This is a genomic window from Saccharothrix obliqua (assembly GCF_019375475.1).
GTDB lineage: Bacteria > Actinomycetota > Actinomycetes > Mycobacteriales > Pseudonocardiaceae > Actinosynnema > Actinosynnema obliqua.
Genome location: NZ_JAHXGQ010000002.1, coordinates 611,705 through 624,779 on the forward strand (window position 1 = coordinate 611,705; position 13,075 = coordinate 624,779).

The 13,075-nt window shown below is 71.6% G+C and carries 16 protein-coding genes; 6 read left to right on the forward strand and 10 right to left on the reverse strand.

Features of this window, described 5'->3' with window-relative positions; translation table 11 throughout:
* Positions 1–234 precede the first annotated feature (234 nt).
* Positions 235–621: a MerR family transcriptional regulator gene (locus KZQ38_RS08760; RefSeq protein WP_219440405.1), complete on the forward strand. Its 387-nt coding sequence runs from the start codon at positions 235–237 to the stop codon at positions 619–621.
* Positions 622–646: 25 nt separating this feature from the next.
* Here the strand turns inward: KZQ38_RS08760 and KZQ38_RS08765 are convergent, their stop codons facing one another.
* A complete protein-coding gene (locus tag KZQ38_RS08765; RefSeq protein ID WP_219440135.1) occupies positions 647–1,738 on the reverse strand; it encodes a DUF6357 family protein in 1,092 nt (363 codons plus the stop codon).
* A 107-nt stretch (positions 1,739–1,845) separates the two neighbouring features.
* Between KZQ38_RS08765 and KZQ38_RS08770 the strand changes: the two genes are divergently transcribed.
* From KZQ38_RS08770 to KZQ38_RS08780, 3 genes are all read left to right on the forward strand, one after another.
* Positions 1,846–2,982 (forward strand): polysaccharide lyase family 7 protein, encoded by a 1,137-nt coding sequence (locus KZQ38_RS08770; protein ID WP_219440136.1) that lies wholly within the window; start codon positions 1,846–1,848, stop codon positions 2,980–2,982.
* 62 nt (positions 2,983–3,044) lie between these two features.
* A complete protein-coding gene (locus KZQ38_RS08775) occupies positions 3,045–4,760 on the forward strand; it encodes a serine/threonine-protein kinase (protein ID WP_219440137.1) in 1,716 nt (571 codons plus the stop codon).
* A gap of 62 nt (positions 4,761–4,822) precedes the next feature.
* Positions 4,823–5,578: an FHA domain-containing protein gene (locus tag KZQ38_RS08780; protein WP_219440138.1), complete on the forward strand. Its 756-nt coding sequence runs from the start codon at positions 4,823–4,825 to the stop codon at positions 5,576–5,578.
* A gap of 42 nt (positions 5,579–5,620) precedes the next feature.
* Here the strand turns inward: KZQ38_RS08780 and KZQ38_RS08785 are convergent, their stop codons facing one another.
* From KZQ38_RS08785 to KZQ38_RS08810, 6 genes are all read right to left on the reverse strand, one after another.
* On the reverse strand, positions 5,621–6,277 hold the full coding sequence (locus tag KZQ38_RS08785; protein WP_219440139.1) for an ESX secretion-associated protein EspG: 657 nt from the start codon (positions 6,275–6,277) through the stop codon (positions 5,621–5,623).
* On the reverse strand, positions 6,277–7,482 hold the full coding sequence (locus tag KZQ38_RS08790) for a WXG100 family type VII secretion target (RefSeq protein WP_219440140.1): 1,206 nt from the start codon (positions 7,480–7,482) through the stop codon (positions 6,277–6,279). The genes KZQ38_RS08785 and KZQ38_RS08790 overlap by 1 nt, the downstream gene beginning before the upstream one ends.
* On the reverse strand, positions 7,479–7,778 hold the full coding sequence (locus KZQ38_RS08795) for a hypothetical protein (RefSeq protein ID WP_219440141.1): 300 nt from the start codon (positions 7,776–7,778) through the stop codon (positions 7,479–7,481). The genes KZQ38_RS08790 and KZQ38_RS08795 overlap by 4 nt, the downstream gene beginning before the upstream one ends.
* Positions 7,779–7,872: 94 nt before the next feature.
* Entirely contained in the window at positions 7,873–8,670 is a 798-nt protein-coding gene (locus KZQ38_RS08800; RefSeq protein WP_219440142.1) for a glycoside hydrolase family 16 protein, read from the reverse strand.
* Positions 8,671–8,764: 94 nt separating this feature from the next.
* Positions 8,765–8,917 (reverse strand): hypothetical protein, encoded by a 153-nt coding sequence (locus KZQ38_RS08805; protein ID WP_219440143.1) that lies wholly within the window; start codon positions 8,915–8,917, stop codon positions 8,765–8,767.
* A 119-nt stretch (positions 8,918–9,036) separates the two neighbouring features.
* Positions 9,037–9,543 carry an RICIN domain-containing protein gene (locus KZQ38_RS08810; RefSeq protein ID WP_219440144.1) on the reverse strand — a complete coding sequence of 169 codons (507 nt, stop codon included), beginning with the start codon at positions 9,541–9,543 and terminating at the stop codon, positions 9,037–9,039.
* Positions 9,544–9,793: 250 nt separating this feature from the next.
* On the opposite strand from KZQ38_RS08810, the gene KZQ38_RS08815 reads away from it, so the two are divergent.
* On the forward strand, positions 9,794–10,126 hold the full coding sequence (locus KZQ38_RS08815; protein ID WP_219440145.1) for a hypothetical protein: 333 nt from the start codon (positions 9,794–9,796) through the stop codon (positions 10,124–10,126).
* A 103-nt stretch (positions 10,127–10,229) separates the two neighbouring features.
* Complete coding sequence (locus KZQ38_RS08820) at positions 10,230–10,394, forward strand: hypothetical protein (protein WP_219440146.1); 165 nt, start codon at positions 10,230–10,232, stop codon at positions 10,392–10,394.
* A 199-nt stretch (positions 10,395–10,593) separates the two neighbouring features.
* On the opposite strand, the gene KZQ38_RS08825 is transcribed toward KZQ38_RS08820, so the two are convergent.
* The 3 genes from KZQ38_RS08825 to KZQ38_RS08835 form a co-directional block, all read right to left on the reverse strand.
* Positions 10,594–10,908 carry a hypothetical protein gene (locus tag KZQ38_RS08825; protein WP_219440147.1) on the reverse strand — a complete coding sequence of 105 codons (315 nt, stop codon included), beginning with the start codon at positions 10,906–10,908 and terminating at the stop codon, positions 10,594–10,596.
* 90 nt (positions 10,909–10,998) lie between these two features.
* Positions 10,999–11,886 (reverse strand): LLM class oxidoreductase, encoded by an 888-nt coding sequence (locus tag KZQ38_RS08830; RefSeq protein WP_219440148.1) that lies wholly within the window; start codon positions 11,884–11,886, stop codon positions 10,999–11,001.
* Positions 11,883–13,055: an MFS transporter gene (locus KZQ38_RS08835; RefSeq protein WP_219440149.1), complete on the reverse strand. Its 1,173-nt coding sequence runs from the start codon at positions 13,053–13,055 to the stop codon at positions 11,883–11,885. Before KZQ38_RS08835 ends, KZQ38_RS08830 begins: the two co-directional genes overlap by 4 nt.
* Positions 13,056–13,075: the final 20 nt, after the last annotated feature.

The following is a 13,075-nucleotide window of genomic DNA, read 5'->3' on the forward strand; positions in this document are numbered from 1 at the left end:
GGGAGCAGGTACCCGTCGTGCTCGGGCACACCTCCGGCCGGGCCGGGGTGTGCGGGGTGGGACGGCGGTGCCGGGTCGCGCTCTCCGTGGTGGTCCCACCGGAGGCGACACCGACCCCGACACGACGGCGCGGCAGGCCGCTCGCCGACTCTACCCTGACGTTAGGGTAGGTTTGGCCGGGGTGTGTCGGACATCCCGCGCACGAGAAGGACGGCGGACGTGGGCGACGGGCGCATGCGCATCGGCGAGGTCGCCACGCGCACCGGGCTGTCCCTGCGCACGATCCGCCACTACGAGGAAACCGGCCTGGTCACGCCCTCCGCCCGCTCCCCCGGCGGTTTCCGCCTCTACACCGAGACCGACGTGGCCCGCCTGATGGTGATCCGCCGCATGAAGCCGCTGGGCTTCAGCCTGGACCAGATGCGCGACCTGCTGGCCGCCACCGACCGCCTCGACGGGGGCGGCCTCGACGCCGGGGAGCGCGAGGCCCTCGTGGAGCGCGTGCGCGGCTACGAGCGGGTCGCCGTCGAGCAGATCGACCGGCTGCGCGTCCAGTTGGCCCGTGCGGAGGACTTCGCCGCCACCCTGCGCGCCCGCCTGCCCGACGACAGCCGGCCCTGAGCACCGGCTCGACCGCGCGGCTCCGTCACGACCAGCGTGCCAGCTCCGCGTCCACACGGGGATCAGTGCGAACCCATACCTCACCGGAACCGGCGCCCGGCGGGCCGTCCACGCGCTCAAGCCCGAGCGCCCGCACCAGCCCCAGCAACTCGTCCCGCTCCTCGCCCACGTCCTCGACCGCGTCCCCGTCGAAGAAGACGTAGTGCACGTCCCAGCGGTCGTTGTACCCGGAGTCCGCCCAGATCCGGCAGAAGCTCGTCACCGCACCCGGGTCGAGCGCGGCCCGCGCGGGCTCGGCGACCGCGGCGAAACCCCGCGCCACGTCCTCGGCCCTCCACCCCTCCACGGCCTCCGCCACCGCGGCGGGCGTGAAGTCCTCCATCGCGAGGAAACCCTCCAGCAGGCCGACCCCGGTGTCCTCGACGCCCAACCCGGCCTCCTGCAAGCGGGACACCAGGCCCTCCGCCATGGCGCACGGGCCCGAGAAGGTGAAGACGCCCGTCGCGGGCACCGAAGAACCGTGCGGCACCAGACCCAGGAGGTCCGCCGGCACCCCGTCGTACAACCCGGCGGCATCGACCAGCGCACTGGCTGGGTCGAACGTCACCACCAGCCCGCGACCGTCATCGGCGAACCAGGAGTCGACGGTGCCGAAACCGCAGTGCGTGACCCCGTCGACCGACACGGGCTCCCGGCCGGAGGCGTACGTCAGGACCGCCAACCGACGACGCAGCTCGCGCGGGTGCGTTCGGCGCAGCACGGAACCGTCGAACTCGAACCGGAGTCGCGCGCGCTCCAGGCCGGGAACGTCCGGCAACCAAGGACCGTGCCGGTCGAGGGCGGCGAAACCACCGCGGGCGAAGTTCGCCAACTGGGTCCGGTAATCGCCCCGGTTGGTGACGAGGCGGTACTCGGTCCGCGCCCCCTTGGTCCGGCTGATGCTCCCCGCGCCGAACGAGAACACCAGCGCCTCGTCGTCCTCGCCCTTGATGGAGACCGACGTGTCACCCTCGTGCTCGTCGACGAACTCCTGGAGCGCTTCGAGGGCGGTCTGCGCCCCGCCCGGAAGCCACTTCCGCTCGTCGCCCCCGCCGTCGTGGAAAGTCAGTGGTCGCATCGCCGTCCCTCGTGTCGGACCACAGCCTATTCCGCGCCGGCACGACGAAGCGGGACCCCTCCCGCGCACGGCTTCCTAGGGTGCGCCGAACCCCTTGGGAGGCATTGATGAGGAAGATCCTGACGCTCACCGCCGTGCTCTCGCTGCTGGCGACCGGCACGGCGGCGGCGGAGTTGCCGGTGAGCGGGGTGATCGCGAGCGGCGACGACGGCAACGTGGCCGCGAACGTCCTCGACGGCGATCTGAACACCCGGTGGTCGGCGCAGGGCGACGGCGCGTGGATCCGGTTCGACCTCGGCGCCGCGAAGACGGTGTCCGGACTGGACATCGCGTGGCACAAGGGAGACACCCGCACGGCGCTGTTCGACGTGCAGACCTCCGGCGACGGCACCGCCTGGGACACCCGCGCATCGGGTGTGACGAGCCGGAAGACGTCGCGGCAGGAGCGCTACGACATCCCCGACACCTCGGCGCGGTACGTGCGGATCGTCGGGCACGGCAACTCGTCCGGCAACGGCTGGAACTCGATCACCGAGGTGGACGTCCGGGAGGCGGGCGCGCCGCAGCCGTGCGGTGACAAGCCCGCACGGGTGCTCGACCTGCGGAACTGGAAGGTCACGCTCCCGATCGACAACCCGGACAAGGACGGCACGCAGCCGCTGGAGATCACCCAGCCGCAACTGGACGACTACGCGCTCGACCCGTGGTTCGTCGTCGGCGAGAACTGCGCGGGTGTCCGGTTCCGCGCACCGGTCAACGGCGTGACGACGCCGAACAGCAAGAATCCCCGTTCCGAACTGCGGGAGATGAACGGCTCGCGCCTCGCGAGCTGGTCCGCCAAATCCGGCAGGCACACCATGGTGATCGACCAGGCGATCACCGAACTGCCCAAGCAGCGCCCGTACGTGGTGGCCGGTCAGATCCACGACTCCAGCGACGACGTGACGGTATTCCGCCTCGAAGGCGAAAAACTGTGGCTCACCAAGGGCGACACCACCAACCACAAGCTCATCACCGACAACTACGTGCTCGGCACCCGGTTCGAGGCGAAGTTCGAGGTCAGCGGCGGTGAGGTGCGCGCGTTCTACAACGGGCGGCTGATCGACACCATCGACGCCGACTTCACCGGCGGCTACTTCAAGGCAGGTGCCTACACCCAGGCCCACTGCGGCAATTCCAAACCGTGCAGCAGCAAGAACTTCGGGCAGGTAACGGTGTACGGGCTCACCGTCACGCACTCCTGATCGACTTTCTTCTCGCCATTGGCGCATAGTGGGCACCCGCCGAATTGGCTAGGCTGCGCAGAGTGCGCACGGGCGATGTGGTTGACGGCCGTTACCGGCTGGAAGACGCGAAGGGCTCGGGTTCGGGTGGCACCGTCTGGACCGCGTTCGACACGAAGCTGAAGCGGAAGGTCGCGCTCAAGCGCCCGCACGAGGCGGTGAGCACGGACGAGAACCGGCAGCTCCGGCGGGAGGCCGAGATCGCGGCCCAGGTGCACCACCCGAACCTCATCGCGGTCCACGACTGGGTGGACGACGGTTGGCTGGTCATGGAGCACATGGCGGCGGACAGCCTCGACAAGGTCGTCGTGGGCGGACCGCTGCCGGTGGAGCGGGTCGCGCGGATCGGGATGCAGGTCGCGGGCGCGCTCGCGGCCCTGCACGCGCATCGGATCGTGCACCGCGACGTGAAACCGGGCAACATCCTGCTCGGCGACCACGACCTCGCGAAGCTCACCGACTTCGGCATCTCCGTCTGGCACGAGGCGACCGGCGCGGACGACGCCCGGATCAGCGGCACACCCGCCTACACCGCGCCGGAGGTCGCGGCCGGGTCACCCGCCCGCGAGCCGTCGGACGTGTTCTCGCTCGGCGCGACGATGTACGCGGCGCTGACGGGCGCACCGCCGTTCGGCACCGGCGACCCGGTCACCGTGCTCGCGCGTGCCCGCGACAGCCGGATCACCGTGCCGGACGGCCCGCTGGCGCCGCTCATGACCGGGATGCTGGACCACCGGCCGAATCGGCGTCCGACCGCGGACGAGGTGCGGCGGCGGTTGCGGGAGATCGTCGGCGACTGGGCTCCGCCGTCCCCGCCGCCCGCCCGTGAACCGCCCTGGCGCCGCCGGCGCGCGCAGTTGGTCGGCGCGGGCGTCGTCATCGCGGGCCTGGCGGTCGCGGTCGTGGCCATGACGCGATCGGACCCGCCCGGCCTGATCGGCGACGAGCGCACCGCCGAGCCGTGCGCGCTGCTCCGCGCGAGCGACTTCGCCGAGTTCGGCCCGCCGGAGCTGAAACCCCGCTGGGCCAACTTCAACCGCTGCGACGTGCTGATCGACGTGCGGCGGGAGAAGAAGCTCGACGTCGAGGTCCAGTTGGTGACCATGGCGTCGCAGACGCGGGCCCAGACCTGGCGCACCATCGCGACGCCGCCGTTCGAGGTGCTGGACATCCCCTCGGGCGACTCGGAGTGCAACCGCGTCGTGCTGGTCGACGACCGGTACGGCGTCCGGGTGACCGCCGGGTTGGCCGACTCGCCGCAGGACCTGTGCCGGATCGCCGACATCGCCGTGGGCACCGTGCGGGAGGTGCTCCGGGAAGGCCCGATCCCCCGGCGCGCCGAGAACTTCCCGCCGGGGTCGGCGGCGCACATCGACGCCTGCGAGCTGCTGCCGGACGACGCGCTGCCGGGCCTGACCGCCGGTGTGGACGTCTTCGGCGGCTGGTCGTGCAAGTGGTACACGGCCATCACCAATTCCAAGGTCCACGTGCGCTACGACCAGCACGCCAGCAGATCCGATGTCGAGGGGCAGCTCAGAACCGTGGGCGGCCACGTGGCCTACTGGGAGGTGTCCGGCGACGAGTGCACCTACCGGGTGCCTTATCCCCCGTCGAACCAACCCGAACGCGCCTTGGTGGACGTGTTGCTGGTGACGGTGGAGAACGACCAGCCGGCGGAGCAGCGGTGCGCCACCGCCGAACAGCTCACGAAAACGGCCGCGGACAACATGCACCGCTGACCGGGAGGGGTCCCGTCGCGGGTCGTCAGACTGGTTCACCCAGGCGACTTCGAGGAGCGCTCATGAACCATGACAGCCTGGTGCGCGGTGTGCCGCACACCGACCCGGGTGCGGTCGTCGTGCTCGCGGTGAGCGGCCGGGTCAGCGCGGAACCGGTGGAGGGCAGGACGATCCGGTTCGGCCGCAACCGGCCCGAGGTCGACGTCTGCGTCGGCGAGACCGACCTCCGGGTCAGCCGGCAGCACGGGTTGCTCACGCGGCACGCGGGCCGGTGGTGGGTCCGCAACACCGGTCAGCTGCCGATCCGCCTGCCCCGCACGCGGTTGCTGTTCAAGGACGAGGACCCGCTGTTGCTGCCCGACGGCTACACGCCGTTGTTCGTGCGTGGTTCCCGCGACCGCGAGCACCTGCTGGAGGTCTACGTCGCCGGGGACGACGGCAGGCAACCCACCACCGCGCACAGCACCGCCACGGTGCAGCCGAAGCGGTGGCGGCTCAGCGACGACGAGCACCGGCTGCTCGTCGTGCTCGGCCAGCGCTACCTCCTGCACGAGGCGAACCCGCAACCCGTTGGCAGGCAACACGTCGCGGAGATGATGGCGGAGCTACAGCCGGACCGCGGGTGGGACGTCAAGCGGGTCGACCGCGTCGTCGCCGACGTGCGGCAGCGGCTGTCGGCGGCCGGTGTGCACGGCCTGCGCCGCGAGGAGGTCGGCGAGCCGGTCGGCAACTCGCTCAACCACAACCTGCTCAGCGAACTCGTGCTCTCGACCACGCTGGTGCCACCGGATCTGGCGGTGCTGGACGAGTTGTGCTGACCGGGGCGGCGGGCCGGTGGCGCGACCGGCCCGCCGCCGGCGTCAGTCGCCGATGCGGCGCAGCCACTCCTTGACGATCGGGCGGGTCGCGGGGGTCGCGTGCACCCAGCGCTGCCCGCGGCCGTCGACGTAGCGGACGACCAGCCAGCGACCGTCCGGGCAGTCGATCGTCGTGACGAACGACTCCGAACGCCTGCGCCGACCGTACCGCTCGCGCTTGGCCGCGAAGAGCTTCGCGACGCCGGTCCGGGGACGTCGCATCAACTCGGCCAGCGCCCGCGACCCCGGCGCTTCCTCGGCGCGGGCGTTGATGGACGATCCCCGGCCGGGCGGCACCTCCGGCAGGCAGGCCGCGAGCGTGTCCGACGGATCGCCGTCCAGCGCGCCGATCCGCACGTGACCGTTGTCCCGCAAGGCGAACACCCCGTCCCGCCCGGCCTTGGCCGCGATGACCGGCAACGTCACCTCGTGGTCGTACGCGATCCAGCCGAAGCACTCGGAGTCCGCGAACGCGAGCACCCGCAACGCTTCCCGCACGTCGTCCACCCGCACGCCCTCGCGGTGCAACGACTGCTCGACTTCCCGGGCGTCGGCCTCGGCGGGCGGCACGTGCAGCAGGGTGTGGTGCTCGCCGAGGTCTTCGCGGTGCCACAGCACGTCGAACGCCGTGTCGGACAACACCACCGGCTCGCGCAACATCAGTCCTCCCCGATCACGGGCGCCACGCTGTCGGGCAGCCGGCCGATGAGTGCTTCCGAGTTCTCGTCCAGGTGCACCGCGCGCTTGTACTCCTTGTCCTCTTCCCGTGCGCGTGCGGCGTGTGGCGTGACGCCACCCATGCCCGGCATTCCGCCCGTGGCAGCCGCTGTCGTGCCGCGCGCGACGACCGCCGCGGCAGGGGTCTCGGGCGTCTTGCCGAGCACGGCGGAGCGCTCACCCGGGGCCAGTGGGGTCCGCTGCGCCCTGGTACCGGTGGGATCGCCGATGCCGATCCCACCCGGCAGCACCGCGGCGCCGCCGGCGAGGTGGTCGCCCTTCGGGACGTTCGAGACGTGCGCGGTGTCCACAGCCGACAGCGGGCGAGGCGCGAGCGGCACTCCACCGGGCACACCGGCGGACCAGTCGGCGACCGCCGTCCGGTCACCCCGCTGCTGCTTCGGCGTCGGCTGACCGATCGGCACCCGCCCCGCGGCCGCGCCGTCGCCGCCGGCGCTGCTGCCCGAAGTCCTGCCACCGCCGCCGGTCGACGGCGGAGCGGAGGCCGCCTCGCCGCCCGCCGACCCAGCCGACCCAGCCGATGAGGGCGTGGTGGTGCCCGCGTTGCCGACCTGCGGCGGCGCGGACCCCGCGGGTCGCACGCCGTCCCCGCTCGACGCCTGCACGGTGGTGGCCGCGCCCTGTCCGCCGGCCCCGCCCTGAGGCGCGACCGGCAGCATCGCCTCGTTCCGCGCCGTTGCCGCGACGTACTCCTGGTACACGCGGCGGTTGTTCGAGTCGGCCTCGAACCACTCCTTGCGCGCGACCTCGTTGTCGGTGTCCCACGGCGTCAACTCGTCGAGGAGCGTCAGCTCCGGCGGTTGCGACGTCGCCATCGGCAGCACCTGTTGCTTGAGCACGTCGTAGGTCTGCGCCTGGGTCCGCAACGAGGTGTCGGTCTTGTCCAGCGTCTCCTGCGCTTGCTGGAGCGCCTGCTCGATCGGCCGCACGGCCCGCGCCGCCGTGTCCGCGGCGTTGCCGCGCCACGCGGTCAGCATCTCGGCGGTGAGCCGACCCAGTTCGTCGCCCAGGCCCTGGATCCGCGTGCGCGCGTCCTTCGACACGTCCGCCGCCTGGTTCAACCCGTCGGCACCGGTGCCCTGCGACACCATCCGGTAGATCTCGAACCCGCTGAGCCCCATCGTCATCCCCCCACCCGCCGGTGGTTGGCCTGCTCGGTCCGCGCGTACTGGTCGACCGACGCCTTCAACTCCTCGATCCGCGTCTGCAACTCCCGCTCGATCCCCGCGACCGAGTCGAGGTGCGCCTGGCCCGCCCGGGAGGCCGCGGTGGTGAAGGAGGTGGTCGCCGGGTCCGGCATCGGCGGTTCGATCCGGGCGAGCAACCGGCTCTGCCGGTTGGTCGCGACCAGGTCGTCACGCACCGCGCCGTGCTTCCCGACCACCTCGTGAAGAGTGTCGATGGCCACGTCGAAATCGCTCATGGCGCGCAGCGTGGCACCACTGGCCCAGGACCCCTCCCGACCAGCGGGCCGCGGGTGCCACACCCCTCGGTGCGGTGGCACCCGCGGCGGCGGATCAGGCGTCGTAGACGCGGACCCAGTCGACCTCGAACACGGCCGGGCGCAGGCCGCCGGAACCGGTGAAGTTGTCGAGCTGGATGTTGAGGTGACCCGACGGCATCGCCTGGATGTCACCGCGATCGGAGCCGGCCCCACCCGACCGCCGGAACCACTCCACGCCGTCCACGTAGCCGACGAGCCCGGAGGAGGTCCACTCGAAACCGAAGTTGTGCCACTCGGTCATGTCCACCGGGCAGCGTTCGAGGTGGATCTTCTTGTCCTTGGGGCTCTTGGGGTGGTGCAGGAACCCCTCCAGGCACTGGGCGTCCGGGTTTCCGTACTCGACCCAGTCGTACTCGCCGTCGACCAACCGCTTGCCCGAGGTCGGCCAGATCAGGTGCAGCACGTGGTAGAGCCCGCCGGAGGGGCCGGTGTTGTGGGAGCGGGACCGGATCTCCCAACGGCCGTACTGGCGGTCCAGCTTCTGCCGCAGCCACCCGGTGTCCCCGTTGGCCTCCCCGCGCATCGTCATGACGCCGTCGGCCACCGAGGTGTTCTTGGCACACCGGCGGCCGTTCCCACCGTGCCCCGGCCAACACCCGGCAGTGCCACCCTCGGATCCGCTGGGCACCGCCCACTTCGCGGGGTCCACCGCCCCGGCGCGGTCGAACTCGTCGGAGATCGGCAACGGCGATCCCCACCCGTTGCGAACCGCGGCCTGCGTCCGATCACCCGCGAACGGCACCCCCGGTTCCGCGGCCCACGCCACCGGCTGAACCACACCCGTCACGGCCAAGGTGAACAACACCGCCATGACAGGACTCCTGCGTCGTCGCATGAGGTCTCCTTTCGTCAGGAACCTCACCCTGTCGACCGCAGTTGGGACCCCTCCCGGGTGTCGTGGCGTGTCATGCGGTGTTGCTCGCCATCCGCGACGCCCCTTCGGCGAGCACGTGACCCGCCTTCATCGCGTCGGGGGCGTTGGCGATGTCGAGGCGCGCGTCTTCGGCGTGCGGCAACGCTTCCGCGAGTCGCAGGTACTCACCGGACTGACGTCCCACCGGGCCAGGAGTGCGCGCAACTGCTCACCCACGGCGAGGTGCACCTCCGATGCGGCCGGAGGGGTCCGACGACAGGGCGGCCCCGGGTGGTACCCGAGGCCGCCGGTTGGGTCAGCGGGTCAGCCGTGCCGCCACTGCTGGTTCGCGGTGCCGGTGCAGTTCCACAGCTGGACGGTCGCCCCGAGTCCCGGGTTGGCCGCGGAGATCTCCAGGCACCTGCCGGTCAACCGGGTGCGGATCTGGGAACCGTCCCACCACCACTGCTGGGAGGGCCACTCGCGGTGGCAGTCGAACATGTTCACGGCTCCCCCGAGTTCGCCGTTCGACGCCACGACGTCGAGGCACTTCCCGTTGATGGCGTTGACGATCTGCCCGTTGACCATGTCGAACAGCTCGGACGGCCAGCCGGTGCAGTCCCACATGGTGACCATGGCGCCGTTCCCGGGGTTGCCGTCCCGGACTTCGAGGCACCGGTTGTTGTAGTTGGACCTGATGTTCAGCATCGTCGGCCGCGCCAGGTCCGGTGCGGACGCCGCGGCGGGCACGGGGTCGGTTCTCCCCGTTGCCGCGGCGGGCAGGAAGAACGTGCCGGCGACCAGGGCTGCCACGCCCGCCAACGACATCATTCGGCCCAATCGTCCCATTACCTGCTCCTGTTCCATCGGTGTACCCGGATGCCGCAGAACGGAGGAGCATTCGACGCACGAGCGCTCCGCCATCCGCTTCCCGCCCCGGGAATTCGTGGTGCGCCGGAGTACACCGAACCGGTACGGCAATTCTTTGCAGCCTTCTTGAATGCGCAGCTCGGCACGCCGGGCCGCCGTGCGTAGGCTGTGGGGACTCAGAACGACGAGGGGACCTGGCGACGTGCGGGCGGTGACGTGGGCGAGCCGGTTCGGGCTGCTGTTCGCGTCGGCGTTGATGGTCTTCGGCGTGGCGACGGGCCCGGCCGGGCTCGGGGAGCTGCCCCAAGGCGGCGTGTCGTCCGCACCGTCCATGCACGACGACCGCGGGTTGTGGCTGCGGGTGTCGTCCGCGGTGCGGTACGCGCCGGCCGAGGTGCAAGCGGACACCTGGTGGGCCGTGTGCCCGTGGGCGTTCGGCACGCCTCCCCGACCGGGACGGCTGTGGCTCTGCGGGGCGGAGCGTTCCGGACCGGCGGTCGTGGCGGCGGTTCCCTGGTCCAGCAGGGCTCCGCCGATCTCCTGACGCGAACCAGGTGTCGGAAATCCGGGCGCCGTCAGCGAGGTCGTACCAGCGACTGCGGACGGTGGCGCCGACGTGCGCCCACGCCCTCGTGAGGAATCCGTAGATGTCTTATGTCGTGATGATTCTGCTGATCGCCGTCCTGGTGACCGCGATCGGTTTGCAGGTGAAGATGTTCGCCAAGGACAAGCCGCTGCTCGGCGTCTACAGCCTCGGCCTCATCATCGGACCGGGAGCACTGCTGGCCGTGGCGTACGCGGCCGTGGCGTAGGAATCCGGTGCCCTGCCGGGAGCGTCCGGCAGGGCACCGGCCCGAGCCGGCGAGTCGGTCACGACCCGGGGCTGGACCACCGGGTCGTCCGGGAACGAGGTCCGGCTCAACGGGCTTCCGGGGCCGGAGTGGACGGCCGGACTCCCCGTCGGGCAACCCGACCCGCCCACCGCGCCCGCACCGGCCGTTCCCGGACCGATCAGCAGGCCCTGACGACGGCCGTGTGGGCCTTGCTGCCGAGGTCGAGGATCCGCACCTGCCGGTTGCCGGCGGGCACGCGGACCTCGTAGGTGCCGGGGCTGACGGGGTAGCCCAGGTAGCTGCCCGCCGGGGCGGCCCCCGTGCCCGCGATCATCGAGCCGTTGGTGCGGTGGATCGTGGTGGAGACCGCCTTGCCGCAGTTGTTGGAGATGAAGATCTTGCCGGTCGCGGCACTGGCGGAGCCCACGCCGAGTACCGAGACGACGAGACCTGCGGTGGCCAGACCGGTGAGAACGCGCCGGGTGGTCGTCATGGTGCTCCTCCGGATGGATGTCATGGGGTCGGCGGCAAGCTAACCGCGGACACGCCCGCGCGCTGTCGGTCGAACGACCGACAGCACCCCTCACGGCGTGAAGCCGGGCAGGACGTCGCGGGCGATCTCCTCCATGACCTCCTCGACCGGGCGGCGGGACGGGCGGAAGTTCAGGGCCACGTGGTTCACGCCCACCGCGCGCAGCCGGTCCAGGTACTCGACCAGTTCCTTCGCACCCAGCCGGGCGCCGAACCGCATCGGGTGCGTCGGCGTGTTCGGGTCCTCCGCGAGGTCGACCAGCATGGTCGTCAGCAGGGGTTTGAACACCGGTGTCGCGTGGTGCCAGTAGTCGGCCACCTCCGCCATCGCCGCCGGCGGGCGGTGGTAGGTGAAGTGGCCGTCGAGGTGCTCGGCGATCCACGCGACGGTCTGGCCACCGCGCCCGGCCATCACCAGCGGCAGGTGGCCGGACGGCTTGGGCAGCACCGCGGTCGTGCCCGGAGCCCACGCCGAGCGCAACGCCGCCACGCCGGTGCGGACCAGTTCGGCACGCGCGGCGTGGTCCACGCCGAACGCCGGGAACTCCACCGGCCGGTCGCCGGACGCCACGCCGAGCACCAGCCGGCCGCCCGACAGCCGCTCGACCGTCGCGGCCATCTTCGCCACCTGCAACGGGTGCCGCAGCGGCAGGGCGATCGCCGCGGTGCCCAGCACGATCCGGGACGTCACCGCCGCCAGGTAACCCAGGTACGGGAACGGGTCGAAGACCTGGCCCGCGTCGCCGAACGACGGGTCGTACAGCGGGACGTCGCGCAGCCACAGGGCGGCGAAGCCCAGGCGGTCGGCGAGGACCGCGCGGTCGTGGTGGGCGGCGAGGTCGGGTTCGCCGGGCAGCCGGCCACCGGGCACGGCGTCCGGCGACCAGTCGTTGTCCAGCGGCAGCTCGACGCCCAACGTGAGCACACCGGGTGCCCTCACGGGGTGGCTTCCGCCGGCACCGGGGCGGTGCGCTTCTGCAAGGACCCCGACACCAGCGTCACCGCGAGCGCGGCCACCGCCATCGCCGCGCCCACGAGGTTCGGCGCGGTGTAGCCGCCACCCGCGTCGATCGCGACGCCGCTGAGGTAGGCGCCCACGGAGATGCCCAGGTTCGCCGCGGACGCGGCGGCGGCCGAGGCCAGCGTGGGCGCGCCCGCCGCCTTGTCGATGGCCCGGGTCATGAAGCCCGGCACGGTGGCGAAGCCCGCCGCGCCCAGTAGCACGAGCGTGATCACGGCGAGGACCTTGTTCGCGGAGGTCACCACGAAGACCAGCAGCACCACCGCCAGCACCGCCTGCGCCACGTACAGCGTGGGCAGCTGGGCGCGGTCGGCGAAGCGCCCGCCGATCAGGTTGCCGGTGACCAGCCCGACGCCGAACAACACCAGCAGCGGCGTCATGGCACCCGACGAGAAGCCGGTGACCTCGGTCATCAGGGGTGCGATGTAGCTGAACGACGCGAACAGGGCGCCGATCGACAACGCGGCCGTGGCCAGCGCCAGCCACACCTGGAGGCGCTTGAACACGGCGAGTTCGCTGGCGATGCGGGCGTCGACGGGCTTCGGCGTGGCCGGCACCATCGTCACCACGCCGACCAGGCTGACCAGGCCGATCCCCGTGATCATCCAGAAGGTCGAGCGCCAGCCCAGGTCCTGGCCGATCCAGTTGCCCAGCGGCGCGCCGACCACGTTCGCCACGGTCAACCCGGTGAACACCAGCGAGATGGCGCGGGAGCGCTTGTCCGGTGCCACCAGGTCGGCGGCGACCACGGAGGCGATGCCGAAGAACGCGCCGTGGCAGACGGCGGCCAGCACCCGGCCGGCCATCAGCAGGCCGTAGCCGGGCGCGAGGGCGGACAGCAGGTTGCCGACGATGAACAGGCCCATCAGCAGCACGAGCATGGTCTTGCGGGACTGCCGCGTGCCCAGCGCCGTGACCACGGGGCCGCCGACGACGACGCCCAGCGCGTAGCCGGAGATCAGCAGACCCGCCGAGGTGATGCTGACGGACAGGTCGTTCGCGATCTCGGGCAGCAGGCCCATGACCACGAATTCCGTGGTGCCGATGCCGAAACTGCTGATCATCAGCGCGACGAGTGCGAGTGGCACCGCACTGCCCCCTTCACCGG